Source organism: Streptomyces sp. NPDC051976, assembly GCF_040680795.1.
Lineage (GTDB): Bacteria > Actinomycetota > Actinomycetes > Streptomycetales > Streptomycetaceae > Actinacidiphila.
The window spans coordinates 115208-138937 of the sequence record NZ_JBFAXL010000018.1 but is presented as its reverse complement, the minus strand read 5'-3'; the positions used below and the strand labels follow the sequence as shown (position 1 = coordinate 138937).

General features: G+C 72.3%; 23 protein-coding genes. 10 read left to right on the top strand and 13 right to left on the bottom strand.

Annotated elements, in window-relative coordinates; genetic code table 11:
• Positions 1-7 precede the first annotated feature (7 nt).
• Entirely contained in the window at positions 8-2683 is a 2676-nt protein-coding gene (locus AB0M29_RS19980; RefSeq protein ID WP_365384241.1) for an FHA domain-containing protein, read from the bottom strand.
• Between the two features lie 187 nt (positions 2684-2870).
• Here AB0M29_RS19980 and AB0M29_RS19975 point away from each other — a divergent pair, with 187 nt between their 5' ends.
• Together AB0M29_RS19975 and serB are read left to right on the top strand one after the other, a co-directional pair.
• The gene (locus tag AB0M29_RS19975; protein ID WP_365384239.1) at positions 2871-4523 is read left to right on the top strand and encodes a streptophobe family protein; all 1653 of its coding nucleotides are present in this window, start codon (positions 2871-2873) and stop codon (positions 4521-4523) included.
• A gap of 94 nt (positions 4524-4617) precedes the next feature.
• Positions 4618-5880, top strand: coding sequence for a phosphoserine phosphatase SerB (gene serB / locus AB0M29_RS19970; protein WP_365384237.1), 1263 nt, complete (start codon positions 4618-4620; stop codon positions 5878-5880).
• A 53-nt stretch (positions 5881-5933) separates the two neighbouring features.
• On the opposite strand, the gene AB0M29_RS19965 is transcribed toward serB, so the two are convergent.
• The 4 genes from AB0M29_RS19965 to AB0M29_RS19950 all read right to left on the bottom strand — a co-directional run bounded on the left by AB0M29_RS19965 (position 5934) and on the right by AB0M29_RS19950 (position 8541).
• Positions 5934-6449: a histidine phosphatase family protein gene (locus AB0M29_RS19965; RefSeq protein WP_365384235.1), complete on the bottom strand. Its 516-nt coding sequence runs from the start codon at positions 6447-6449 to the stop codon at positions 5934-5936.
• 129 nt (positions 6450-6578) lie between these two features.
• Positions 6579-6827 carry a hypothetical protein gene (locus AB0M29_RS19960; RefSeq protein ID WP_365384281.1) on the bottom strand — a complete coding sequence of 83 codons (249 nt, stop codon included), beginning with the start codon at positions 6825-6827 and terminating at the stop codon, positions 6579-6581.
• A 219-nt stretch (positions 6828-7046) separates the two neighbouring features.
• Positions 7047-7169: an SGM_5486 family transporter-associated protein gene (locus tag AB0M29_RS19955; RefSeq protein ID WP_365384233.1), complete on the bottom strand. Its 123-nt coding sequence runs from the start codon at positions 7167-7169 to the stop codon at positions 7047-7049.
• A gap of 43 nt (positions 7170-7212) precedes the next feature.
• Positions 7213-8541: an MFS transporter gene (locus AB0M29_RS19950; protein ID WP_365384231.1), complete on the bottom strand. Its 1329-nt coding sequence runs from the start codon at positions 8539-8541 to the stop codon at positions 7213-7215.
• A gap of 22 nt (positions 8542-8563) precedes the next feature.
• Between AB0M29_RS19950 and AB0M29_RS19945 the strand changes: the two genes are divergently transcribed.
• Positions 8564-9238, top strand: coding sequence for a FadR/GntR family transcriptional regulator (locus tag AB0M29_RS19945; RefSeq protein ID WP_365384229.1), 675 nt, complete (start codon positions 8564-8566; stop codon positions 9236-9238).
• A 98-nt stretch (positions 9239-9336) separates the two neighbouring features.
• Here AB0M29_RS19945 and fabI read toward each other — a convergent pair whose 3' ends face one another.
• The 3 genes from fabI to AB0M29_RS19930 form a co-directional block, all read right to left on the bottom strand.
• Positions 9337-10104, bottom strand: coding sequence for an enoyl-ACP reductase FabI (fabI, locus tag AB0M29_RS19940; protein ID WP_365384227.1), 768 nt, complete (start codon positions 10102-10104; stop codon positions 9337-9339).
• A 5-nt stretch (positions 10105-10109) separates the two neighbouring features.
• Positions 10110-10829 carry a 3-oxoacyl-[acyl-carrier-protein] reductase gene (gene fabG / locus AB0M29_RS19935; protein WP_365384225.1) on the bottom strand — a complete coding sequence of 240 codons (720 nt, stop codon included), beginning with the start codon at positions 10827-10829 and terminating at the stop codon, positions 10110-10112.
• Positions 10830-10950: 121 nt separating this feature from the next.
• Entirely contained in the window at positions 10951-11859 is a 909-nt protein-coding gene (locus AB0M29_RS19930; RefSeq protein ID WP_365384223.1) for a lytic polysaccharide monooxygenase, read from the bottom strand.
• Positions 11860-12074: 215 nt separating this feature from the next.
• Between AB0M29_RS19930 and AB0M29_RS19925 the strand changes: the two genes are divergently transcribed.
• From AB0M29_RS19925 to AB0M29_RS19915, 3 genes are read left to right on the top strand one after another with little or no spacing between them, the layout of a single operon-like run.
• The gene (locus AB0M29_RS19925) at positions 12075-13598 is read left to right on the top strand and encodes a TldD/PmbA family protein (protein WP_365384221.1); all 1524 of its coding nucleotides are present in this window, start codon (positions 12075-12077) and stop codon (positions 13596-13598) included.
• On the top strand, positions 13595-14983 hold the full coding sequence (locus AB0M29_RS19920; RefSeq protein ID WP_365384219.1) for a metallopeptidase TldD-related protein: 1389 nt from the start codon (positions 13595-13597) through the stop codon (positions 14981-14983). The genes AB0M29_RS19925 and AB0M29_RS19920 overlap by 4 nt, the downstream gene beginning before the upstream one ends.
• A gap of 54 nt (positions 14984-15037) precedes the next feature.
• Positions 15038-15592 (top strand): RNA 2'-phosphotransferase, encoded by a 555-nt coding sequence (locus tag AB0M29_RS19915; RefSeq protein WP_365384279.1) that lies wholly within the window; start codon positions 15038-15040, stop codon positions 15590-15592.
• Between the two features lie 12 nt (positions 15593-15604).
• Here the strand turns inward: AB0M29_RS19915 and AB0M29_RS19910 are convergent, their stop codons facing one another.
• Positions 15605-15889, bottom strand: coding sequence for a GlsB/YeaQ/YmgE family stress response membrane protein (locus AB0M29_RS19910; RefSeq protein WP_365384218.1), 285 nt, complete (start codon positions 15887-15889; stop codon positions 15605-15607).
• Between the two features lie 263 nt (positions 15890-16152).
• On the opposite strand from AB0M29_RS19910, the gene AB0M29_RS19905 reads away from it, so the two are divergent.
• Together AB0M29_RS19905 and AB0M29_RS19900 are read left to right on the top strand one after the other, a co-directional pair.
• Positions 16153-16530 (top strand): DUF3099 domain-containing protein, encoded by a 378-nt coding sequence (locus tag AB0M29_RS19905; protein ID WP_365384216.1) that lies wholly within the window; start codon positions 16153-16155, stop codon positions 16528-16530.
• A 130-nt stretch (positions 16531-16660) separates the two neighbouring features.
• A complete protein-coding gene (locus AB0M29_RS19900; RefSeq protein WP_365384215.1) occupies positions 16661-16930 on the top strand; it encodes a hypothetical protein in 270 nt (89 codons plus the stop codon).
• Between the two features lie 6 nt (positions 16931-16936).
• Here AB0M29_RS19900 and moaA read toward each other — a convergent pair whose 3' ends face one another.
• A complete protein-coding gene (gene moaA / locus AB0M29_RS19895) occupies positions 16937-17926 on the bottom strand; it encodes a GTP 3',8-cyclase MoaA (RefSeq protein WP_365384277.1) in 990 nt (329 codons plus the stop codon).
• Between the two features lie 328 nt (positions 17927-18254).
• On the opposite strand from moaA, the gene AB0M29_RS19890 reads away from it, so the two are divergent.
• A complete protein-coding gene (locus AB0M29_RS19890) occupies positions 18255-19772 on the top strand; it encodes a S8 family serine peptidase (RefSeq protein WP_365384213.1) in 1518 nt (505 codons plus the stop codon).
• A gap of 31 nt (positions 19773-19803) precedes the next feature.
• Here the strand turns inward: AB0M29_RS19890 and AB0M29_RS19885 are convergent, their stop codons facing one another.
• The 3 genes from AB0M29_RS19885 to AB0M29_RS19875 are packed head-to-tail and all read right to left on the bottom strand — an operon-like array spanning position 19804 to position 22599.
• On the bottom strand, positions 19804-20859 hold the full coding sequence (locus tag AB0M29_RS19885) for a zinc-dependent alcohol dehydrogenase family protein (RefSeq protein ID WP_365384211.1): 1056 nt from the start codon (positions 20857-20859) through the stop codon (positions 19804-19806).
• Between the two features lie 31 nt (positions 20860-20890).
• Entirely contained in the window at positions 20891-21655 is a 765-nt protein-coding gene (locus tag AB0M29_RS19880) for a lysoplasmalogenase (protein WP_365384209.1), read from the bottom strand.
• Positions 21652-22599 (bottom strand): sterol desaturase family protein, encoded by a 948-nt coding sequence (locus AB0M29_RS19875; protein WP_365384208.1) that lies wholly within the window; start codon positions 22597-22599, stop codon positions 21652-21654. Before AB0M29_RS19875 ends, AB0M29_RS19880 begins: the two co-directional genes overlap by 4 nt.
• A gap of 107 nt (positions 22600-22706) precedes the next feature.
• Between AB0M29_RS19875 and AB0M29_RS19870 the strand changes: the two genes are divergently transcribed.
• Positions 22707-23729, top strand: coding sequence for a DEDDh family exonuclease (locus tag AB0M29_RS19870; protein WP_365384206.1), 1023 nt, complete (start codon positions 22707-22709; stop codon positions 23727-23729).
• Position 23730 lies beyond the last annotated feature (1 nt).

Genomic DNA, 23730 nt, shown 5'->3' with positions numbered 1-23730 from the left:
CTTGTGTTTACTTCCGCATGACCTCGGGTTCGTGGCGCCGCAGAAGTCGTGCGACGACGACGCCGCAGATGGCGCCGATCAGCAGCAGGACGAACATGTCCAGCGTCCACGCGCCCGCCGTGTGCTTCCACAGCGGGTCGCCGTTGGGGTCGGTCGGATCCCAGGGCATCAGCACATTCATGTCCGCGGTGGCGCCGAGCGCCGCGACGGCCCAGCGGGACGGCATCAGCCAGGCGAACTGCTCTATGCCGGGCTTCGCGTAGAGCTGGAACAGCACTCCGGTGAAGACCACCTGGACGATGGCGAACATGACCAGCAGCGGCATCGTCTTCTCGGCCGTCTTCACCAGCGCCGAGATGATCAGGCCGAACATCATGCAGGTGAAGCCGAGCGCCATGATGACCAGCGCCATCTCGATCGCCGGGTGCGCGCTCAGCACCACGCCCTTGGTGGGCATCTTGCGCGGTATGAAGCCGATGGCACTGATGATGGCGCCCTGCAGGGCCGTGATGAGGCCCAGCACGATGATCTTGGACATCAGATACGCGGAGCGCGACAGGCCGACGGCGCGTTCGCGCTCGTAGATCACCCGCTCCTTGATCAGCTCACGCACCGAGTTCGCCGCGCCCGCGAAGCACGCGCCCACCGCGAGGATGAGCATGATGGTGCCCGCGTCCTTGTTCTGCAGGTGGTACTTGACCGGGCCGTAGGCGAGGCCGCTCTGCGCCGGGATCAGCACGCTGACGACACCGAGGACCGCGGGCAGGATCAGCATCAGGCCGATGAAGCCCTTGTCGGAGATGATCACCGACAGATAGCGCCGCACCAGCGTCCACAGCTGCGGCATCCACGCCTGCGGCTTGGGCGGGCGGGCCGCCTGGTGCGGGATGTACGGGGCGGCCTGCGGGGCCGCCGCGTCCAGCTCGGCCGCGTACATCTGGTAGTGCTGCGAACCGCGCCAGCGGCCCGACCAGTCGTAGTCGCGGTAGTTCTCGAAGGCGGAGAAGACGTCGGCCCAGGTCTCGTAGCCGAAGAAGTTCAGCGCCTCGTCCGGCGGGCCGAAGTAGGCCACGGAGCCGCCGGGGGCCATCACCAGCAGCTTGTCGCACAGCGCGAGTTCGGCCACCGAGTGGGTGACCACCAGGACGGTGCGGCCGTCGTCGGCCAGACCGCGCAGCAGCTTCATGACGTCGCGGTCCATGCCCGGGTCGAGGCCGGAGGTCGGCTCGTCCAGGAAGATCAGCGACGGCTTGGTGAGCAGCTCCAGGGCGACGGACACCCGCTTGCGCTGGCCGCCGGAGAGCGAGGTGATGCGCTTGTCCGCGTGGATGTCGAGCTTGAGCTCGCGCAGCACCTCGTCGATCCGCGCCTCGCGCTCGGCGGTCGCGGTGTCACCGGGGAAGCGGAGCTTGGCCGCGTACCGCAGCGCGGTCTTGACCTGGAGCTCCTTGTGCAGGATGTCGTCCTGCGGGACCAGGCCGATGCGCTGCCGCAGCTCGGCGAACTGCTTGTACAGGTTGCGGTTGTCGTAGAGCACATCGCCCTGGTCGGCGGGCCGGTAGCCGGTCAGCGCGCGCAGCAGCGTGGACTTTCCGGAACCGGACGGGCCGATGACGCCGATCAGCGACTTCTCCGGCACACCGAACGAGACGTCCTTGAGGATCGTCTTGGTGGTCTTGCCGTGCGGCACGGTGACCGACAGGCGGCGCGCGGAGAAGGAGACCGCGCCGGTGTCGACGAACTCCTCCAGCCGGTCGCCGACCAGCCGGAAGGTGGAGTGGCCGACGCCGACGATGTCGTTGGGGCCGAGCAGATGACGCTGGATCGGCTGGCCGTTGACATAGGTGCCGTTGTGGCTGCCGAGGTCGACGATCTCGTAGCGGCCGTCGGGGTGTGCGCGGAACTCCGCGTGGTAGCGGGAGACCTGGAGGTCGGAGACCACCAGTTCGTTCTCCAGCGCACGGCCGATTTTCATGACCCGGCCGAGGGCGAGCTGGTGGAAGGTGGTCGGGCTGCGCTGGCCGTAGCCCGGCTGCTGACCGCCCGGCTGCTGCGGCTGCTGCCGCGGCGCCGGGGGCTGCTGGGCCGGCGGCCCGCCCCAACCGGCCTGCGGCTGCTGCGGCGGAGCCTGCTGCTGGTACTGCTGCGGCTGCGCCATCTGCTGCTGCGGCACCTGCGCGGGCGGCTGTCCCCAGCCGCCGGCCGCCGGTGCCTGGGCGGGCGCCTGGGCCGGAGCCTGCGCGCGTGCCTGGGCCGGAGCCTGGGCCGCCGCCTGCTGCGGGTACGCCTGCTGCGCCATCTGCTGCGGTTGCCGGTACTGCTGTTGGTGCGGCTGGGCGTGCGCGGTCTCGGCGCTGTAGACGTCCGCGCCGCCCTGCGCGCCACCACCGAAGTTGAGCCGGGGTCCGTCCGTTGCATTACCGAGGTGGACGGCCGAGCCCGGTCCTACCTCCGTCTGCTGGATCCGCTGTCCCTGGACGAAGGTGCCATTCGTGCTGCCGAGGTCCTCGATGACCCAACCGCGGTCCCCGCGGCGGATGGTGGCGTGCCGCCACGACACCCGCGCGTCGTCGATGACCAGGTCGCCCGATGGGTCACGTCCCAGGCTGTACGACCGGGACGCGTCGAGCGTCCAGGTTTGTCCATTCAATTCGAGTACGAGTTCAGGCACCCCAAGCCCCATAAGTTGTCCCCCGAGTAGTCCCCCTGGAGGGAGTCTAGGGATAGCGAACATCGGGAGGAACTATTTCAGGCCCGCTCCCGTAATCAAAAGCCGCCCTCGTGTACAGCGTCCGGCGGCGCCCGTTGACGCGATCCCCGCACCCCCCGACAGTGGGGAGAGCTGGGACGTACGACCTCGGGGGGTCGGCATGACCGCACGGAGAACACCTTGGACGACAGTGTTGCTCGCCGCGGTCTCCGCGGTGAGTTGGGCGTTTCTGGCCATGGCGGGCACCGCCGCGCTGGGTCTGCATCTGCTCGGGGCGGACGCCGCCGGGTCGTTGGGGACGATGACGGCGGCCGTCGTGACGATGGCGGTGGGCGGGAAGGTCCGACCGACCGGTGACGTGGGGGCGTTCGGGATCAGCGGTCCGCAGGCGCAGGGTGCCATCGGTATCGCGCCACTCGGCGTCGCGCTGGTCGGCGCGCTGCTGCTCGCCTGGGTCTTCCTGCGCGGACTGCGCGGCGCGGGCGCCGTGGTCGGTCCGGCCGAACTGGCGGCCCGGGTGGTGGCGACGGCCGCGCTGTTCCTCGGGCTGCTCGGCGGACTCGCCTGGGCGGGCCAGGACACCGTCGCGATCGACAGCGCGTCCATCGGCCCGCCGAAGAGCGCCACGTCCGATCTGCTGGGGAAGCTGCCGGGGATCGGGAAGTTCAGCAACGGTCTGGCCGACGGGCTCTCGGGGCTGGTGAAGGCCAAGACGTCGGTGGGCTTCCATGTGGACACCGGGCGGAGCCTGCTCGGCGGGCTGGTGTGGGTGCTCGCAGTGCTGCTGCTGGCGCTGCTCGCCTCCCGCCGCACCCCGCTGCCGCCCGGCTGGGAAGGTGCGCACCGCACCGTACGGCCGGCCGCGTCGGCGATGGCCCTGATGCTGGTGGTCGCGGAGGTCGCGGGACTGGCGGCGGCCGGGTACGCGGCCGCCACCGGCGACGAGCCGGGCAGGATCGTCGGCTCCGCGCTGCTGGGCGCGCCCAACGGGGTCTGGCTCGCGGTGCCGCTGGGCCTGTTCGTGCCGTGGCGGGGCACCGCCACGGGGGCGCTGGTGCAGGTGCTGCCCGATCCGGTGAACCGGCTGCTGGCCGGTCATCCCGACCAGCCGATCACGCTGAGCAGGCTGGCCGGCCTCGACAACCGGGTGTGGCTGCTGCCGGTGGCCACCGCCCTGCTGATGCTGACCGCGGGCGCGCTGACCGCCACCCGCACGCCGCGCGGCGCCGCCGGCGCGGCGGGCTTCGCCGGGCGCTGCGCCCTGCGGCTCGCGCTGGTCACCGCCGCGACCCTGCCGCTACTGGTGGAACTCACCGCGGTGAAGGTGAACGCGAACCTGTCCGTGCTCGGCTTCGACGCCGTCGGCGCGGGGGTCGACCTGCACGGCAGCGTCCCGATGGCCGCGCTGCTCGGCGCGGCGTGGGGCGGCGGCGCGGGGCTGCTGGGCGCGCTGCTCGCGCTGGCCACCGGCGCCGCGGGCGGGCAGACCGCGCCGCTGGCCGAGGGCGGCGGGGCGGGGACGAAGCGGCCCGGAGGACCGCCGTCGTCGGGCGACAGCGACCGTACGTATCCGGAGGTGGCCTACGGTCCCGGCCCGTACATCCCGAGCCCGGTGTTCCGGCCGGGGGCGGGCGAGCAGAACCCGTACCGCTCCCCCGGCGCCGACGCCGTCTCGCCGCAGGACCCGACGATCGCGGGGCCGCCGCCGCGCCACGCCCGGCCGCGCCGGGACACCACGGGCGAGGACAAGTGGCCCGAGCCCCCGCCGCCGCCCCCTCCCGCGGCCCCCCGGGGGCCGCGCACCCCGCGCTGACCGGCCGTCCCGCGCCGGGTGGTGCGCGCCCCGGTGTCCGCCACGCGGGACGCCCGTCCCTCGGGGGGCGTACGCCGGTTACGGTGTAGACACCATGAACGACGCCTCGCAGATCTCCCCCCTCACGCCTGGTGACGCCGTTCACCCGGCGGACGTGCCCACCCTCCTCGTCAAGATCTTCGGCAAGGACCGGCCGGGTATCACCGCCGGTCTGTTCGACACGCTCGCCGCGTACGGCGTCGACGTGGTGGACATCGAGCAGGTCGTCACCCGGGGCCGGATAGTGCTCTGCGCTCTGGTGACCGCTCCCCAGGGGCGCGGGGTGGAGGGTGAGCTGCGGGCCACCGTGCACAGTTGGGCCGAGTCCATCAGGATGGAAGCGGAGATCATCTCCGGCATCGGCGACAACCGGCCGCGCGGTGAGGGCCGTTCCCATGTCACGGTGCTCGGCAAGCCGCTGACCGCGGAGTCGACGGCCGCCATAGCGGCGCTGATCACCGGCGCGGGCGGCAACATCGACCGGATCTTCCGGCTGGCGAAGTACCCGGTCACCGCGGTGGAGTTCGCCGTCTCCGGCGCCGAGCCGTACGCGTTGCGGTCGGTGCTCGCGCTGGAGGCCGCGGCCCGCGGGGTGGATGTGGCGGTGGTCCCCGCCGGGCTGCAGCGCAGGGCGCAGCGGCTGGTGGTGATGGACGTGGACTCCACCATGATCCAGGACGAGGTGATCGAGCTGTTCGCGGCGCACGCCGGCTGCGAGGCGGAGGTCGCCGAGGTGACGGCCGCGGCGATGCGCGGCGAGCTGGACTTCGAGCAGTCGCTGCACGCCCGGGTGTCGCTGCTGGCCGGGCTGGACGTCTCGGTGGTGGACAAGGTCCGCGCCGAGGTGCGGCTGACGCCGGGCGCGCGCACCCTGATCCGTACGCTCAAGCGGCTCGGCTACCAGGTGGGGGTGGTCTCCGGCGGGTTCACACAGGTCACCGACGACCTCAAGGAGCGGCTCGGCCTCGACTTCGCCGCCGCGAACACGCTGGAAGTGGTCGACGGGCGGCTGACCGGCAAGGTCGTGGGGCCGATCGTGGACCGGGCGGGCAAGGCCGCGCTGCTGCGCAGCTTCGCCGCGCAGGCGGGGGTGCCGCTCAGCCAGACCGTGGCGATCGGCGACGGCGCGAACGACCTGGACATGCTCAACGCCGCCGGGCTCGGCGTCGCCTTCAACGCCAAGCCCGTCGTGCGTGAGGCCGCCGACACCGCGGTGAACGTGCCGTTCCTCGACACCGTGCTCTACCTGCTGGGCATCACCCGCGAGGAGATCGAGGCCGCGGACGCGCCGGAGGGGTCGCAGGGCGCCCTGTTCTAGCCGTCCGGCGGGTCAGCAGCCGGCCGTCCGGCCGACCGTGCGGGGCCGTGCGGTCAGTCGTGCGGCGCCCAGAAGGCGGACAGGTGGCCGACGCCGTGTTCGACGGACTTCCATGAGCCGGAGAAGGTGACCACCGCGTAGGCGGCGGTCGGGAAGCCGCGGGTCATCCGGGCCAGGGTGTCGCCCTCCGCGCTGGACGCGAGGGCGTCGGCGAGGGCGTGCATCCCCGGGTTGTGGCCGACCAGCAGCAGCGAGCCGATCTCGTCGGGGGTCTCGGTGAGCAGGGCCAGCAGATCGCCCAGGCTCGCCTCGTACAGCCGCTCCTCGTAGACGGTTTTCGGCCGGTGCGGGAGCTCGTGCGCCACCAGTTTCCAGGTCTCCCGGGTACGGACGGCGGTGGAGCACAGGGCGAGTTCCGGGGTGATGCCGTCGTCGATGAAACGGCGGCCGACGACAGGGGCGTCCTGGCGGCCGCGGTCCGCGAGTGGGCGCTCGTGGTCGGCTACCGACGGCCAGTCGGCCTTGGCGTGGCGGAGCAGGACGATGGTGCGGGTCGAATCGACGCTCATGCCCCTCAGCTTTCCAGAAAACCCGCTGTCAGGCGCGGGATGGGGCATCTCCTCGGTCCCGGGGGGCAGGACGGCGGGCAGGGCCGCGGGGACGGTCGTGACGGGTGCGCCGCAAGGTGTCGCGCAGCGTCACATGACGTGCTGGAGGAGGTGCGGCACGCTGGTGGCGATTCGGCCGAGCAGGTCACCCGAGGACCCGGCGGCCGAGGCGTCGGAGCCGCCGCCGGCGATCAGCAGCAGGAGGGCGGCGAACGCCAGCACGGGCAGTGCGACGGCCCACCACGGCAGCGTGGTCTGCACGCCCGCGGTGGCCGGTTTCGTCTTCCCGGCAGCGGGCCGGGACTGCCGCGTGTACAGGTGCGGGGACTGCGTGGTCACGGTGACCGCCTCCGGGGAAAACCGTCGAACTGCCTTCTGCCAGCTTGCGGTTCGACGCTACGGGGGCGGGGTGCGCGGTCCCATCCGGCCGTCCACCCACTTGACCCTGACCCTGACCCCCTAGGGATGGTGGGGTTGTCCCCACCCCCGGGTCGGGGTCACGGGCGGAATCGGGCGGCGGGCGGCGGAGCCGGGCGGGCCGGGGCGGATGAGGGGCGGTCAGCCCATCCGGGCGGCGAAGCTGGCGATGATGGCGACCAGCGCGGGCACACCGAGCATCAGCGCGAGGACGATCAGCAGTCGCCGCTGGCTCTGCGGGGGGTTCGGTTCGAGTACGGGCATGGACGCAAGTCTCGCACCGCGGCGCGGGCGGCGGTCACCGGGGTCACAGTTCGTCCTCGATGTACCGGTTGCGGCCCGCCAGCACCCCGCAGGCGATCTGCGGCACCATCAGGGCGCCCATCAGCGCGATCGGCAGCCCCCAGCCGCCGCTGTGCTGGTAGAGGGCGCCGACCAGGATCGGCCCGGGGATGGAGAGCAGATAGCCGGTGCTCTGCGCGAAGGCCGACAGCCGTACGACCCCGGCGCCGGTGCGCGACCGCATCCCGATCATCGTCAGGGCCAGCGGGAAGGAGCAGTTGGCGACGCCCAGCAGCAGCGCCCACACCCAGGGCGCGGCGGCGGGCGCGCTCCACAGCCCGGCGTATCCGGCCACGCCGAAGGCGCCCAGCAGCGCCACCAGCGGGCCCTGGTGGCGCATCCGGGCGGCGAGCGGCGGCAGCACGAACGACAGCGGCACGCCCATCACCATGGTGACGGCCAGCAGCAGGCCCGCCTCGTCGGCGGAGATCCCGGCGTCGCGGAAGATCTGCGGCATCCAGCCCATGGTGATGTACGCGGCGGTGGCCTGGAGCCCGAAGAACCAGGCCAGTGCCCATGCGGTACGGCTGCGGACGATCCGGCCCCCGCTGTCGGTGGCGGCGGGACCGGCGGGCGCGGCCCGAACGGTCTTCCTCGCGGTTTCCGGCGCCCGGGGCGCGCCGGTCCTGTCCCGTACCAGGAAGAGCCAGGGCAGTACGGCCAGGACGGCGGGCGCGGCCCACACACCGAGGCCGAGCCGCCAGCCGTGGCCCAGCGAGTCGGTCATCGGCACGGTGACGGCGGCGGCCAGCGCGGTGCCCAGCGACAGCGCCATCGAGTACAGGCCGGTCATGGCGCCGACCCGGTCGGGGAAGTAGCGCTTGACGAGGACCGGCATGAGGACGTTGGAGACGGCTATCCCGGCGAGCGCGAGAGCGCTGGCGGCCAGGAAGACGGGCGCGCCGCCGGCCAGCGGGCGCAGCGCGAGGCCCGCGGTGATGGCGGCCATTCCCGCGCAGACGACGGCGCCGGGGCCGTGGCGGCGGGCGAGCCGGGGCGCGGCGAAGCCGAAGAGGGCGAAGCAGACGGCGGGGACGGAGGTGAGCAGTCCCGCCATGGTGCCGCTCATGCCGAGGCCGTCGCGGACCTCCTTCATGAGCGCGCCGAGGCTGGTGATGGCCGGGCGCAGGTTGAGCGCGGCCAGGACCAGGCCGGCGACCACGACACGGCCCACCCAGGGAGCGGCCGCGGCGAGCCGCTCGGAGCCGTCGGCGGGGCGCCCCGGAGGGATCGCCGCGGGGACTGCCGAGGGGATGCCTGAAGGGGTCCGGGTGGGGTGTTCGTCGGCGCGCATCACACCATCATAGAATGATGGGATGAATCTCGGCCCCGTACCCCGCGGCACCACCCTCGCCGACCGTGTGATCGGCAGCCTGCGCGCCCAGATCGCCTCGGGCGCCTGGCCGGTGGGCTCCCGTATCCCGACGGAACCGGAGCTGGTGGAACAGCTCGGGGTGGCCCGCAACACCGTCCGTGAGGCGGTCAGGGCGCTCGCGCACAACGGCCTGCTCGACATCCGGCAGGGCTCGGGCACCTTCGTGGTGGCCACCAGCGAACTGGCCGGGGTGATGCGCGGGCGCTTCGCCGACGCCGACCCGCTGCACGTGGCGGAGCTGCGCAGCTCGCTGGAGGCCACCGCCGCCGGGCTGGCGGCGGACCGGCGCACCGACGCCGACCTGCGGCAGCTCGACGCCGCGCTGGACCGCCGGGAGCGGGCGTGGGAGTCGGGCGACGCGGAGTCCTTCGTGGACGCCGACGCCGCGCTGCACCTCACGGTGGTCGCCGCCTCGCACAACGACGTCCTCACCGCGCTCTACGCGGACCTCGGCGAGGTGCTGCGCGACTTCCTGCGCGCCGACGTCGGCACCGAACTGCGACCCGAGGGCCATCTCGACCACGCGGCCCTGGTCGAGGCGATCCGCGCCGCCGACCCGGTCCGCGCCGCCGCCGAGGCCCGCGCGCACGCGTTCCACTGCCGATTCCGTACCTGATCGGCGTATCCCTGGGGAGGTCGGGACACCCCGAACGCGGCGCGGCGCCCCGTACCGGACCGACCGGTGCGGGGCGCCGCGTGGTGTGGCGGGAGCGGTCAGCCGCCCACCGCGTGCAGGCCGCCGTCCACGTGGACGATCTCGCCGGTCGTCTTCGGGAACCAGTCCGAGAGCAGGGCGACGACGCCGCGCCCGGCCGGCTCGGGGTCGGAGGTGTTCCACTCCAGCGGGGACAGGTGGTTCCAGGTGTCCGACAGCTCGTTGAAGCTCGGGATGGACTTGGCGGCCATCGAGCCGATCGGGCCGGCGGAGATCAGGTTGCAGCGCACGTTCTGCTTGCCCAGGTCGCGGGCGATGTAGCGGGAGGTGGCCTCCAGCGCCGCCTTGGCCGGGCCCATCCAGTCGTAGCCGGTCCAGGTGTACTGCGCGTCGAAGGTGAGGCCGACGACCGAGCCGCCGTTCTCCATCAGCGGCAGGCAGGCCATCGTCAGCGACTTCAGCGAGAAGGCGGAGACGTGCATGGCGGTGGCCACGGACTCGAAGGACGTGTTGAGGAAGTTGCCGCCCATCGCGTCCTGGGGGGCGAAGCCGATGGAGTGCACGACGCCGTCGAGGCCGCCCAGCTCGTCGCGGACCTCCTTCTCCAGCCGCTCCAGGTGCTCGGCGTTGGTGACGTCCAGTTCGAGGACCTTGGTCGGCTTCGGCAGCTTCTTGGCGACGCGCTCGGTGAGCGTGGGCCGGGGGAAGGCGGTCAGGATGATCTCGGCACCCTGCTCCTGGGCCAGCTTGGCGGCATGGAAGGCGATGGAGGACTCCATCAGCACACCCGTGATGAGGATGCGCTTACCGTCGAGAATTCCGCTCATGGTGATCAGTGACCCATGCCCAATCCGCCGTCAACCGGGATGACGGCTCCAGTGATGTACGACGCGTCGTCGGAGGCGAGGAAGCGTACGACGGCGGCGACCTCCGCGGGCTGCGCGTAGCGGCCCAGCGGCACCTGCGCCACGATGCCCTCGCGCTGCTCGTCGGTGAGCGCCTGTGTCATGTCGGTGTCCACGTAGCCCGGGGCGACGACGTTGAAGGTGATGTTGCGCGAGCCCAGCTCGCGGGCGAGCGAGCGGGCGAACCCGACGAGCCCGGCCTTGGAGGCGGCGTAGTTGGCCTGGCCCGGGGAGCCGAGCAGTCCGACGACCGACGAGATCAGGACGACGCGGCCGTGCTTGGCGCGCAGCATGCCGCGGTTGGCGCGCTTGACGACCCGGAAGGTGCCGGTGAGGTTGGTGTCCAGGACGGAGGTGAAGTCGTCCTCGGACATCCGCATCAGGAGCTGGTCCTTGGTGATGCCGGCGTTGGCCACCAGCACCTCGACCCGCCCGTGCTTCTCCTCGACTTCCTTGTACGCCTGCTCGACCTGCTCGGTGTCCGTGATGTCGCAGCGGACGGCGAGGACGCCGAGTTCGAGCAGCTCCGCCGGGGGCTCGCCCGAGCGGTAGGTTATGGCGACCTTGTCGCCCGCGTCAGCGAATGCCCGCGCGATCGCGAGGCCGATGCCCCGGTTTCCTCCGGTGACAAGAACCGAGCGGCTCAACGGATCACTCCCTAGGTCGTGAGTATCTCCGTGAAAGCTATCGGTCCCGGCCCCGTTCCGGGGAATCGGCCTCGACAGGCTGATCAGCCGCTGCCTGTGGGTTTCCTACAGTCCCGCCAGGTCAGCCCCGCGCGCGGTGCGCGGCGCGGCGGCGGCTCCAGAACAGCAGGCCGACGGCGCCGGAGGCCAGTACGGCGCTGCCGGACAGCGCGGTCTCCAGCGTCCCGGCGGCCGGGCGGCTGGCGGCCACGTTGCTGGTGGGGAGGTTGGCGGTGGTGGCGGTGACAGCGGTGTCACCGCCGTGACCGTGGTGGCTGACGGTCGACCTGGCCGCCCCGGCGGCGATCTGCGCGTCGGTGGGCGCCTTCGCCACGTCGGCGTTGGCCGCCTGGGCGCTCTGGCCGAAGACGACATCGGCGCAGCCGTAGAACGCCTCCGGGCTGTCGGTGCGCTGCCACACCTGGTAGACGAGCTGCCTGCCGGTCCTGCTGGGCAGGGTCGCGGGGAAGGTGTAGTAGCCGGGCGAGCTGGCCGCCGTGGTGTAGGTGGCGATCGGGGTGGCGTCCAGGTCGGACCACTTGAGCGGCTTGGTCGGGTCGTAGCCCTGCTTGGTGATGTAGAGCGTCATCACGCCGCGGTGCGGTGCGGTGACCCGGAAGCTGACGGTCGTGGAGCCCGCCGTGACGTTGGTGGCGGGCCAGTCGGTGCGGGCCCAGTCCAGCGCCCGGTACTTGTCGCGGTTGGCCGAGCACAGGTGGCCGTCCGGGATGATCGTGCGGCTCTGCCCGTTGGCGTTGGCGATGTTGACCTCGTTCCAGTCGTAGAGCGGCTGGGTGCCGCTGTCGGCGACGAGGTCCTTGCACACCTGGGAGACGGGGTGCTCGGGGCCTTCCGCGTAGCAGGCGGAGATCCGGCTGACGGGGATGTTCAGCGCCCCGTGGGCGCTCGCGGTGACGGGGGTGAGCGCGGCGATGGTGACGGCGGCGGCTCCTGCGGCACCGACCGCGGCGGCTTTGCGGCGTACGGACATGTGGGGGGCTCCCTGTCGTGCGTGAGGTGGTGCTCTGCGGACAAGAGAGGGCGGTTGTCATGAGCATACGGATTGGTCTGGACCAGACTCAAGAGGCGTTCCTGGATTGGGTGCTGACGAATCGTCGGGCGGCCGACCGGTAATGGAGTGCTGTCTGTCGGCGCGCCATGATTCACTGCGGATACCTGTCGAACCGGTCGGAGGGGAAGTTCGTCGTGCCTCATGAGGTCGATCAGTCATTCCTGGCGCTGCCGCTGCGGGCACTCGCCGACGCCGCGCTGGCGCGCGCCCGGGCGCTGGGCGCCGACCACGCGGACTTCCGCCTGGAGCGGGTGCGCAGCGCGGTGTGGCGGCTGCGCGACGCCCAGTCGGCGGGCAGTTCGGACAGCACCGACCTCGGTTACGCGGTGCGGGTGGTGCACGGCGGCGCGTGGGGCTTCGCGTCCGGGGTCGACCTGACGATGGACGCGGCCGCGAAGGTCGCCTCGCAGGCGGTGGCGATGGCCAAGCTGTCGGCCAAGGTGATCGCGGCGGCGGGGTCTGACGAGCACGTGGAGCTGGCGCCGGAGCCGGTGCACGCCGACCGCACCTGGGTGTCGTCGTACGAGACCGACCCCTTCGACGTGCCGGACGCGGAGAAGACCGCGCTGCTCGCCGAGTGGAGCAACCGGCTGCTGGCCGCCCAGGGCGTCTCCCACGCGGACGCGTCCCTGATGGCGGTGCGGGAGAACAAGTTCTACGCGGACAGCGCGGGCACCACGACCACCCAGCAGCGGGTCCGGCTGCACCCGCAGATCACCGCGGTCGCCGTCGACCCGGACACCGGCGGCTTCGACTCGATGCGCACCCTGGCGCCGCCCGTCGGGCGCGGCTGGGAGTATCTGACCGGCACCGGCTGGGACTGGGACGCGGAGCTGGCGGAGATCCCCTCGCTGCTGGCGGAGAAGATGCGTGCGCCGTCGGTCGAGGCGGGCGCGTACGACCTGGTGGTCGACCCGTCGAATCTGTGGCTGACCATCCACGAGTCGATCGGCCACGCCACCGAGCTGGACCGCGCGCTGGGATACGAGGCGGCGTACGCGGGCACCTCCTTCGCGACCTTCGACCAGCTCGGCACGCTGGCCTACGGCTCACCGCTGATGAACGTGACGGGTGACCGCACGGTCGAACACGGCCTGGCCACCATCGGGTACGACGACGAGGGCGTGGCCGGGCAGTCCTGGGACCTGATCAAGGACGGCACCCTGGTCGGCTACCAGCTCGACCGGCGGATCGCCCGGCTCACCGGCTTCGAGCGGTCCAACGGCTGCGCGTACGCCGACTCCCCCGGCCACGTGCCGGTCCAGCGGATGGCGAACGTCTCGCTGCAGCCCGCCCCGGGCGGCCCCTCGACCGAGGAGCTGATCGGCGGGGTGGAGCGCGGCATCTACGTGGTCGGCGACCGCTCGTGGTCGATCGACATGCAGCGCTACAACTTCCAGTTCACCGGGCAGCGGTTCTTCCGGATCGAGAACGGCCGGCTGGCGGGACAGCTCAAGGACGTCGCCTACCAGGCCACCACCACCGACTTCTGGGGCTCGATGACGGCCGTCGGCGGCCCGCAGACCTTCGTGCTGGGCGGCGCGTTCAACTGCGGCAAGGCCCAGCCCGCCCAGGTGGCGGCCGTCAGCCACGGCTGCCCGTCCGCGCTCTTCCGTGACGTCAGCATTCTCAACACCACGCAGGAGGCGGGTCGATGAAGAGCGTGAAGCCGCACGAGATCGTCGAGCGGGCCCTGGAGCTGTCCCGGACCGACGGCTGCGTGGTCATCGCCGAGGAGGAGTCCAGCGCCAATCTGCGCTGGGCGGGCAACTCGCTGACCACCAACGGCGTCACCCGGGGCCGCACCCTTACCGTGATCGCAACGGTGGACGGCGGCCAGGGCACCGCTTCCGGTGTGGTGTCGCGCTCCGCGGTGACCGCCGACGACCTGGAGCCGCTGGTGCGGGCGGCCGAGGCGGCGGCCCGCGAGGCCGGTCCCGCCGAGGACGCCCAGCCACTGGTCGCCGATGTGCCGCCGTCCGCATCTTTCACCGACGCGCCCGCCGAGACCACCTCCGAGGTGTTCGCGGCGTTCGCACCCGCGCTCGGCGAGGCGTTCGCGACCGCGCGGGCCGGCGGCCGTGAGCTGTTCGGTTTCGCCTTCCACGGCGTGACCTCGACGTATCTGGGCACCTCGACCGGGCTGCGGCTGCGGCACGACCAGCCGACCGGCACCCTGGAGCTCAACGCGAAGTCCACCGACCGTACGCGCTCGGCGTGGGCGGGCGCCTCCACCCGGGACTTCCGCGATGTCGACCCGCGGACGCTGGACACCGATCTGGCCCGGCGGCTGGAGTGGGCCGAGCGCCGGGTCGAGCTGCCCGCGGGGCGCTACGAGACGCTGATGCCGCCGTCGGCCGTCGCGGACCTGATGGTCTACCAGGCGTGGTCGGCCGGGGCGCGGGACGCCGACGAGGGCCGTACGGTCTTCAGCCGGCAGGGCGGGGGCACGCGGGTCGGCGAGAAGCTGTCGCCGCTGCCGCTGACCCTGCGCAGCGATCCGCGCGAGCCGGGTCTGGAGACGGCGCCGTTCGTCATCGCCCCCTCCTCGGGCGACGACTCCTCGGTCTTCGACAACGGACTGCCGGTCGGCCCGGTGGACTGGATCAAGGACGGCACCCTGACCCGGCTGACCACCACCCGGCACAGCGCGGGACTGACCGGCCTGCCGGTCGCGCCCGGCCCCGACAACCTGGTGCTGGACGGAGGCGGCGAGCGGTCGCTGGAGGAGATGGTCGCCGACACCGAGCGCGGTCTGCTGCTGACCTGCCTGTGGTACATCCGCGAGGTCGACCCGGCCACCCTGCTGCTCACCGGCCTCACCCGGGACGGCGTCTACCTGGTGGAGAACGGCGAGGTGACGGGCGCCGTCAACAACTTCCGGTTCAACGAGTCGCCGGTCGACCTGCTGGGCCGGGCCACCGAGGCGGGCCGCACCGAGCGGACCCTGCCGCGTGAGTGGAGCGACTACTTCACCCGGGCCGCGGCACCGAGCCTGCGGATCCCGGACTTCAACATGAGTTCGGTCAGCCAGGGGGTCTGACGCGGGATGGCGGAGAAGACGAGCACGGCCACGGGCACGGCCGGGGGCGCGGTCATGGACGACAAGCGCCTGGTCAAGGTGTCGAAGTTCCTGTCGCTGGTGCTGCGGCACCAGCCGGAGGCCGTCGGCCTCACCCTCGACGAGGGCGGCTGGGTGGATGTCGACGAGCTGATCGCCGCCTGCGCCGCCAAGGGCCGCCGCTTCTCCCGCGCCGAGCTGGACCATGTGGTGGCGAACAACAACAAGAAGCGGTTCGCGTTCTCGGCCGACGGGCGCCGGATACGGGCCAGCCAGGGGCACTCGGTCCCGGTCGAGCTGGGCCTGGAGCCGGCCGAACCGCCGGAGGTGCTCTTCCACGGGACGGCGGCGGCCACCCTGCCGCTGATCCTGGTGGAGGGGCTGCGGCCGATGTCGCGGCAGGACGTCCATCTGTCGGCGGACGTGGAGACGGCGGTACGGGTGGGGTCGCGGCACGGCCGTCCGGTGGTGCTCGCGGTGGACGCCGCCGCGCTGGCCGCCGAGGGCCATGTCTTCCGGATCAGTGCGAACGGCGTCTGGCTGACCGACCGGGTGCCGCCGGAGCACCTCCGGCAGCACCCGGTCGCCTGACTCCGGGCGGGGCTAGGCTTCGACGCTCGCCTTGTCCCTGCCCTTCATCATCGCCCACAGGGCGTCGCCGATGGCCACCAGGACGATCGCGCCGACGAGTTGGAGTACGTGCCGGGTCCAGTCGAAGCCCTTGGTGTCGTTGACCCCGATCCAGGTCGCGAGCGCGTTGCCGAGGACGCTGCCGCCCATACCGCAGATGATGGTGAGCCACAATGGCAGCGCCTGCTTGCCCGGGAGGATCGCCTTGGCGATCAGACCGAGCACCAGACCGACGATGATCGCCCACAACCAACCCATGTCACTCGCCTCCTCGTGTCCGGGCCGGACGGGCCCGGAGCCCGTCCCGTCAGTCTCCGCCCGCTCCGGCGGGGCCGCATGTCGAGCCCGGCGTTCCCCCAGGTGGCCCTGGGCGCGCCGGACGTGCCCGCGACACGTCATGAGGTCGGCCTGACCCGCACTCGATCCCGGAGGCGGCGCGGCGTAACGTGGTGCTGCCGGGCCGGGGCGCTGTGACCCGCGATCAGGACAGCCCGGCCGAGTAGAGCGGGTGGTGGAACGCGATGCGCAAGCAGGGCGGCCCGGAGGTCTTCCGGATCACAGGGGCACGTACCGGGCTCAAGGAGGACGTCGCCGGGCGGCAGCGGCGGTACATCATCTCGATGTCGATCCGGACCCTGTCGGTGATCCTCACCGTGGTGCTGTGGAACGTCGAACGACCGCTGGCCTGGGCGACCCTGGCGATCGGCACGCTGCTGCCGTACGTGGCCGTGGTGATAGCGAACGCGGGGCGGGACAACCGCCCGTCGCTGCCCGGCGCCACCTACATCCCGCCGCCGGTGATCCCGATGCTGGAAGCGGTGAGCCCGGAGAATAGGTCAGAGCCCAGGTCGGAGCATGACTCTCCGCCGAACCTCAAGAAAACCTCAGATCAATCATGAAGTTCCCCTCCTCTGGCGGCTGAGCGCATGACATACTTCGTACGCGCTCCGCATCCCCCGTCGGGGCGACGGACCGACGCCGGGCGGCTCCCCCCGTGGCTGCCCGGCGTCGCCATGTTTACTGGGCGTTGTGAACGACGAGACGCCGATCTGCTCGGCCAAGGACTGCCGTACCCCCGCGGTGTGGGTGCTGGCCTGGAACAACCCCAAGATCCACCCGCCGGAGCGGCGCAAGACGTGGCTGGCGTGCGACGCGCACCGTGAGCATCTGTCGCAGTTCCTCGGGATGCGCAGCTTCCTCAAGGACGTGGTGCCGCTCGCCGAGTGGACCCCGCCGCCGGGATCAGAGGGGCCGGAATCCGGGGCGGGCTCAGGGACGGGATCCGACGGGGCGCGCTAGCGCCGGTCAGCCGCCGATGGCGGACATCGGGCGCTCGGGCTGCAGGAAGGACGGGTCGTCCAGTCCCGAACCCGCCTTCTTGCCCCACATCGCCGCCTGCCACAGCTCGACCATCCGCGCGTCGGAGGCCCCGTCGCGCAGTGCGGTACGCAGATCGGACTCCTCGCGGGCGAACAGGCAGTTGCGGACCTGGCCGTCGGCGGTCAGCCGGGTGCGGTCGCAGGCCCGGCAGAAGGGGCGGGTGACCGAGGCGATCACGCCGACCCGGGCCGGGCCCCCGTCGACCAGCCAGCGCTCGGCGGGGGCGGAGCCGCGTACCGTCTCACCCTCGGGGGTGAGGGTGAAGCGGGTCCGCAGGCTGGTGAGTATCTCCTCGGCGGTGACCATGTCGGTGCGCTGCCAGCCGTGCTGGGCGTCCAGCGGCATCTGCTCGATGAAGCGCAGTTCGTAGCCGCGGTCCACGGCCCAGGCCAGCAGGTCGGGTGCCTCGTCGTCGTTGACCCCGCGCATCAGCACGGTGTTGACCTTCACCGGGGCGAGCCCGGCGGCGCTCGCCGCTTCGAGCCCGGCCAGCACGTCGTGGTGGCGGTTGCGCCGGGTCAGGGTGTGGAAGACCTCGGGCCGCAGGGTGTCCAGCGAGACATTGACCCGGTCCAGGCCCGCGGCGGCCAGTGCCTCGGCGGTACGGCTCAGGCCGATGCCGTTGGTGGTCAGCGAGAGCTTGGGCCGCGGCTCCAGGGCGGCGCAGCGCTCCACGATGCCGACCAGGCCGGGGCGGAGCAGCGGCTCGCCGCCGGTGAAGCGGACGTCCCGCACGCCGAGGCGGGTGACCGCGATGCGCACCATCCGGACGATCTCGTCGTCGGTGAGCAGGTCGGGCTTGGCCAGCCACTGCAGACCCTCCTCGGGCATGCAGTAGGTGCAGCGCAGATTGCACCGGTCGGTGAGCGAGACGCGCAGGTCGGTGGCCACCCGGCCGTAGGTGTCCTTGAGCACGGACGTCATCGGTGCGGCCTCCTTCCGGGCGCGCGGCGCGCCTGTCCTCGTATGTCCAGGGACTTCCACCCTATGACCTGGCACCGACATGGCGGCAGGTGCGTCCGCACGGATTGCATACAGGCTACACATTCACGGTCGCGGCGGACCCCATTTAACAACATTTTGTTGAAGTTCGGAGTGGGTGCCCCTACGCCAATCCGTGAAATCCGGACGATCTGAGCGGTTCCCCTGCTGCGCACACCCGTTCGGCACTAGTTTCCGTCGTCATGCACCCGTCGAAGGGCAACCGTGCCCGACGACGGCCGGAAGGACGATTGGAGACCCCATGGTTCCGCTCCCAGGACGGCGGCGCGCACTCGCGGCCACCGTCGGTATGACGCTGGCCGCCGCCCTCGCGATACTTCCCGGCACCGCCTCCGCACAGGCCCCGCAGGCTCCCCGCACCGACGGGCCGATGCTCTCGTACGTGGTGAACGTCCAGCCCGGGCAGGGCCCGCTCAGATCCGTCGAACACGCCATTACCGACGCGGGCGGGCAGGTGGTGATCGCCTACGACCGGATCGGCGTGATCGTCGCGCACTCGGCCAACCCCGACTTCGGCGCCACCATGCGCGGTGTCCGCGGCGTGCAGAGCGCGGGCGCGACCAGGACCGCCGCCATCCCGCCGTCCACCACCGCCGTCCTCGGCTCGCCCGAGGTGCTGACCGCGGCCCAGGTCGCCCAGGTGCGGGCGCAGGCCGCGCCCGGCCAGGAGCCGCTGGAAGCCGACCAGTGGGACCTGCGCGCGATGCGCGCCGACAAGTCCGCCGCGGTGAACCCGGGCAGTTCCAAGGTGACCGTCGGCATCATCGACACCGGCGTCGACGACACCCACCCGGACCTGGCGGCGAACTTCTCCGCGAGCCAGTCGGCGAACTGCGTCGGCGGTGTGGCCGACACCTCGGCGGGCGCCTGGCGCCCGTACGACCCGGCGGTCGACTACCACGGCACCCATGTGGCCGGTGAGATCGCCGCCGCGCGCAACGGTGTGGGCATCGCCGGTGTCGCCCCCGGCGTCAAGATCGCGGCCATCAAGGTCAGCGAGCCGGGCACCGAGCTGTTCTACCCGGAGAGCGTGGTCTGCGCGTTCGTCTTCGCCGCCGACCACGGGATCTCGGTCACCAACAACAGCTACTACATCGACCCGTGGCTCTACAACTGCCCGAGCGACCCCGACCAGCGGGCCATCGTGGACGCCGTGAAGCGGGCCGCCGACTACTCCACCCGCAAGGGCGTGCTCAACGTCGCCGCGGCCGGCAACAGCGACGACGACCTCAACTCGCACGCCCTGACCGACGCCTCCAGCCCCGACGACTCCACGGCGGTCACCCGCACCGTGGACCCGCATGTCTGCCTGGACCTGCCGACCCAGCTCCCCGGCGTCGTCACGGTCGCCGCGACCGGTGTGCAGAGCCTGAAGTCGTACTACTCCAGCTACGGCATGACCGTGATCGACGTTGCCGCGCCCGGCGGTGACAAGTACCAGATCCCGGACACGCCGTCGGCCAACGGCCGCATCCTGTCGACGCTGCCCGGCGGCCAGTACGGCTTCCTGCAGGGCACGTCGATGGCGAGCCCGCACGTGGCCGCGGTGGCCGCGCTCATCAAGAGCCGCCACCCGCACGCGACGCCCGCCGAGATCCAGTTCCTGCTGAAGGCCGAGGCCGACAACCCCGGCTGCCCGACGGGCCTGTACGACCCGGACGGCAACGGTGTGCAGGACGCCACCTGCACCGGCCCGAAGGCGTACAACAGCTTCTACGGCTTCGGCATCGTGGACGCCCTGGACGCGGTCACCAAGTAACGCTCACCCAACCGACCGGCATGCGCCGCCCTCAGGGCCTGACAAGGACCTTGAGGGCGGTGCGGTCGTCCATGGCCCGGTAGCCGCCGGGCACGCCGTCGAGGCCGACGGCGAGGTCGAAGACCGGGGACGGGTCCAGGGTGCCGTCGAGCACGCCGGGGAGCAGCTCCGGGATGTACGCGCGGACCGGCGCCACACCCCCGCGCAGCGCGATGTTGCGGTCGAACATCTCGCCGAGGTCGAGGCCGGTGCCGCTGCCGTGCGGCACGCCCACGTAACCGATGGCGCCGCCGTCGCGGGTGACGCCGACCGCGGTCCGCATCGACTGCTCGGTGCCGACCGCCTCGATGACGGCGTGCGCGCCCTGACCACCGGTCAGCTCCCGGACCGCCGCCACCGCCTCGTCGCCGCGCGCCGCGACGACGTCGGTGGCGCCGAAGAGCCGGGCGATGTCGGTACGCGCCTGGTGGCGGCCGAGCGCGATGATCCGCTCGGCGCCGAGCCGCCGGGCGGCCATGACCCCGCACAGGCCGACGGCGCCGTCACCGACCACGGCCACGGTGCTGCCGGGCCGCACGCCCGCGCCGACCGCGGCGTGGTGCCCGGTGCCCAGCACGTCGGACAGCGACAGCAGCGCGGTCAGCAGCCGGTCGTCGGAGAGCGCGTCGGCGGGCAGCTTCACCAGGGTGCCGTCCGCGTACGGCACCCGGACGGCCTCGCCCTGGCCGCCGTCGGACTGGCCGTGCTCGCCGATCGAGCCCCAGAAGCCGCCGTGGACGCAGGAGGTGTTGAGGCCCTCGACGCAGTAGTCGCACGTGCCGTCGGACCACATGAAGGGCGCCACGACCAGGTCGCCGGCGCGCAGCCCGGTCACCTCGGAGCCGGTCTCCTCCACCACGCCGAGGAACTCGTGGCCGATGCGCTGGCCCGGCTTGCGCGCCGACTCGCCGCGGTACGCCCACAGGTCGCTGCCGCAGATGCAGGCGCGGACCACCCGGACGACCGCGTCACCGGGGCGCTCGACCCGCGGGTCCGGCACCTCCTCCACCCTGATGTCGTGCGGTGCGTGGATGACGGTGGCGCGCATGCGGGGATCCTTGCGGGTCGGCGGGGGTGTGTCAGGAAGCGGCGCCCGGCCGCGGTGCGGGGGCGCTTCCACCGTACGCCGGGGCCTCCCGGTGCGCGCGCGGCAGGGTCGCCGACGGGGCCCACGCGGCGCCGCCCGTCCCGAGCACCCCGGCCGCCAGCAGCGCCTGCGCCGCCAGATAGGTCAGCATGACCCAGACGCCCGGTCCCGGCGGCTGCGGCCAGTCCGCGAGATCGGTCGCGATCAGGGTGTCGGAGAGCAGGAAGAGGGCGCCGCCCGCGGCCGCGATCCGGTTCAGGCCGTACGAACCCGCCGCCATCGCCGTCAGCAGCAGGCTGTAGACGGCGACGGGGCCGCGCATCCCGGGGTCGAGCCCCGGCCACAGCAGCACCACCATGACCGCCCAGAGCGCCCCGTAGGCCGCGTAGCGCGCCCGGCCGCCGGTGAGGGCGCCCCGGCGGGCGAAGAGCCGCAGATAGCAGACATGGCCCGCCGCGAAGCAGCCCATGCCCACCAGGAAGGCGGCGCCGCCGACTTCGAGCAGCACGTCGCCGCCCCAGCCGCACAGCAGCGCGGCGACCAGAGCGCGCGGGGCGCCCTGCCGCGCCGCCCACAGCGCGAGCACCGGCATCAGCAGCGGCTTGGCCGCCAGCGCCACGACATGCCAGCCCAGGGCCACGGCGGCCAGGTCGAGCACGCCGAGTGCGCAGAAGACGGCGAACACGGCCCGCGGGGTGACCCGGGCGGCGTACGGCGCCGGCCGCCCGGCGCCGGGCGGCAGGTCGGAAGCCGTCATGCGGCGGGCTCCGCCAAACGGGTGGCGGCGGTGTCGGCGGTTTCGGCGGTTTCGGCGGTTTCGGCGGTTTCGCCGGTACGGGAGGAGGCGGGGTCCGCGGCCGGGGCCGGAGCGGGGTCCGGGCTCCAGCCCGGGCCGCGGAGAAGATACCCGGCACGGTCGCGCCAGCGCTCCGCGGCGGCCAGGTCCCGGCCGATCGCGGCGTACTCGTGGGTGGCGACCCGCAGCGGGTTGTATGTGGTGATGTTCTTGGTGAGCCCGTAGACGCAGGGTTGCGTCTCCGGGGTGAACGAGCCGAAGAGCCGGTCCCAGACGATGAGGATGCCGCCGAAGTTCCGGTCCAGGTAGCCGCCCTGGGAGGCGTGGTGCACCCGGTGGTGCGACGGCGTGTTCAGGGTGAACTCCAGCGGCCGGGGCAGCCGGTCGACCCGCTCGGTGTGGATCCAGAACTGGTAGACGAGGCTCACCGAGGAGCAGAAGGCCAGCGCGGCGGGGTGCACGCCCAGCGCGATCAGTGGCAGGTAGAACGGCCACGAGGTGAGGCTGGTCCACGGCTGGCGCAGCGCGGTCGACAGGTTGAACCTGCGGCTGGAGTGGTGCACCACGTGGCACGCCCACAGGACGCGGATCACATGGTGGCCGCGGTGCGACCAGTAGTAGAAGAAGTCCTGGGCGAGCAGCATCAGCGGCACCGTCCACCACAGGACGGGCACCCGCAGCGGGGTGAGCGCGTACACGCCCGAGTAGACCGCCACGATCGGGATCTTCCAGAGCGCGTCGGTGACCAGACTGCCGAGGCCCATGGAAAGGCTCGCGGCCGTGTCCTTGGACCCGTATCCGGCGGAGTCCTCGTCGGGACGGAAGCGGTAGCTCACCATCTCCACGACGGTGAGCAGCACGAAGGCGGGTATCGACCACAGCACGACGTCGGGCAGTTGGGGCATGGGCGCACCATAAAGGCACCCGGAGGCCATCCGCTAGACGTTGTTACCGACAAGTACATCGCGGGGTGGCCGGTAGCTGTCAGTGCTGAGCCGTATCCTCAGTGACCATGCTCGACAACTGGACCGAGACGTCGCCGACTTCAGGCGGGGGGACGCCCACCTCCCCCACCCCGTGGCCCGAGGCGTACCCCGAGGGCTATGCCGTGGTCGACGTGGAGACCACCGGACTCGGCAGGGACGACCGGATAGTGTCCGCCGCGGTGTACCGGCTGGACGCGCGGGGTGAGGTCCAGGACCACTGGTACTCACCGGTGAACCCGCAGCGCGACCCCGGGCCGGTCTGGATCCACGGCCTCACCTCCGCCGCGCTGGCGGACGCCCCGCTCTTCCCCGAGATCGCCGCCGAGCTGGCCGAACGCCTCGCCGGGCGGGTCCTGGTGGCGCACAACGCGGTCTTCGACTGGTCGATGCTGGCCAGGGAGTACGCGCGGGCGCGGTCCGCCGCGCCGGTCGAGCAGCGGCTGTGCACCATCGTGCTGGCCAAGGAGCTGCGGCTGCCGCTGGCCAACCACAAGCTGGAGTCACTGGCCGCGCACTACGGCGTGGTGCAGCAGCGCGCGCACCACGCGCTGGACGACGCGCGGGTGCTGGCCGAGGCGTTCCGGCCGAGCCTGCATCTGGCGGCGGCCGCCCGGCTGCCGCTGCCGCTGCACACCTGCCGCCCGCTGACCGAGTGGGTCGACGGCTCCGGCGCGTCCGGCGGCGCGGTCCCGGCGCCCCGCCCCGGGATGTACCGCGGCGGCTGGCGGCCCTCCCGCAAGCGGCCGGTCTGCCCGTACCCCAACCCCGGGCGGCTGGCGGCGGACGGGCCGCTGGTCCAGGGCATGCGGGTGGCGTTCTCCGGCGACACGGGGATAGACCGCGAGTTGCTGGAGGACCGCGCCACCGACGCGGGCCTCCATGTCGCCTCCGGCGTCAGCCGCCTCACCAGCGTCCTGGTCACCAACGACCCCGACTCCCCCACCACCAAGGCCGCCAGGGCCCGCGAGGTCGGCACCCCCGTCATCGACGAGACCCGCTTCACGGAACTGCTGAAGGCCGTCATGCCCGCGGAGGGTGTGCACGGCTAGC

What these genes read in the sequence shown, in the direction of transcription:
- AB0M29_RS19930 (WP_365384223.1), bottom strand. Translation starts at nt 11,859, where the DNA reads ATGTCCGTACGCCGCAAAGCCGCCGCGGTCGGTGCCGCAGGAGCCGCC.
- AB0M29_RS19880 (WP_365384209.1), bottom strand. Translation starts at nt 21,655, where the DNA reads ATGACGGCTTCCGACCTGCCGCCCGGCGCCGGGCGGCCGGCGCCGTAC.
- AB0M29_RS19980 (WP_365384241.1), bottom strand. Translation starts at nt 2,683, where the DNA reads ATGGGGCTTGGGGTGCCTGAACTCGTACTCGAATTGAATGGACAAACC.
- AB0M29_RS19945 (WP_365384229.1), top strand. Translation starts at nt 8,564, where the DNA reads ATGAATCTCGGCCCCGTACCCCGCGGCACCACCCTCGCCGACCGTGTG.
- AB0M29_RS19950 (WP_365384231.1), bottom strand. Translation starts at nt 8,541, where the DNA reads ATGCGCGCCGACGAACACCCCACCCGGACCCCTTCAGGCATCCCCTCG.
- AB0M29_RS19955 (WP_365384233.1), bottom strand. Translation starts at nt 7,169, where the DNA reads ATGCCCGTACTCGAACCGAACCCCCCGCAGAGCCAGCGGCGACTGCTG.
- AB0M29_RS19910 (WP_365384218.1), bottom strand. Translation starts at nt 15,889, where the DNA reads ATGGGTTGGTTGTGGGCGATCATCGTCGGTCTGGTGCTCGGTCTGATC.
- AB0M29_RS19875 (WP_365384208.1), bottom strand. Translation starts at nt 22,599, where the DNA reads ATGCCCCAACTGCCCGACGTCGTGCTGTGGTCGATACCCGCCTTCGTG.
- AB0M29_RS19965 (WP_365384235.1), bottom strand. Translation starts at nt 6,449, where the DNA reads ATGAGCGTCGATTCGACCCGCACCATCGTCCTGCTCCGCCACGCCAAG.
- serB (WP_365384237.1), top strand. Translation starts at nt 4,618, where the DNA reads ATGAACGACGCCTCGCAGATCTCCCCCCTCACGCCTGGTGACGCCGTT.
- AB0M29_RS19905 (WP_365384216.1), top strand. Translation starts at nt 16,153, where the DNA reads ATGCGCAAGCAGGGCGGCCCGGAGGTCTTCCGGATCACAGGGGCACGT.
- AB0M29_RS19915 (WP_365384279.1), top strand. Translation starts at nt 15,038, where the DNA reads ATGGACGACAAGCGCCTGGTCAAGGTGTCGAAGTTCCTGTCGCTGGTG.
- AB0M29_RS19975 (WP_365384239.1), top strand. Translation starts at nt 2,871, where the DNA reads ATGACCGCACGGAGAACACCTTGGACGACAGTGTTGCTCGCCGCGGTC.
- AB0M29_RS19885 (WP_365384211.1), bottom strand. Translation starts at nt 20,859, where the DNA reads ATGCGCGCCACCGTCATCCACGCACCGCACGACATCAGGGTGGAGGAG.
- AB0M29_RS19920 (WP_365384219.1), top strand. Translation starts at nt 13,595, where the DNA reads ATGAAGAGCGTGAAGCCGCACGAGATCGTCGAGCGGGCCCTGGAGCTG.
- AB0M29_RS19890 (WP_365384213.1), top strand. Translation starts at nt 18,255, where the DNA reads ATGGTTCCGCTCCCAGGACGGCGGCGCGCACTCGCGGCCACCGTCGGT.
- AB0M29_RS19870 (WP_365384206.1), top strand. Translation starts at nt 22,707, where the DNA reads ATGCTCGACAACTGGACCGAGACGTCGCCGACTTCAGGCGGGGGGACG.
- fabI (WP_365384227.1), bottom strand. Translation starts at nt 10,104, where the DNA reads ATGAGCGGAATTCTCGACGGTAAGCGCATCCTCATCACGGGTGTGCTG.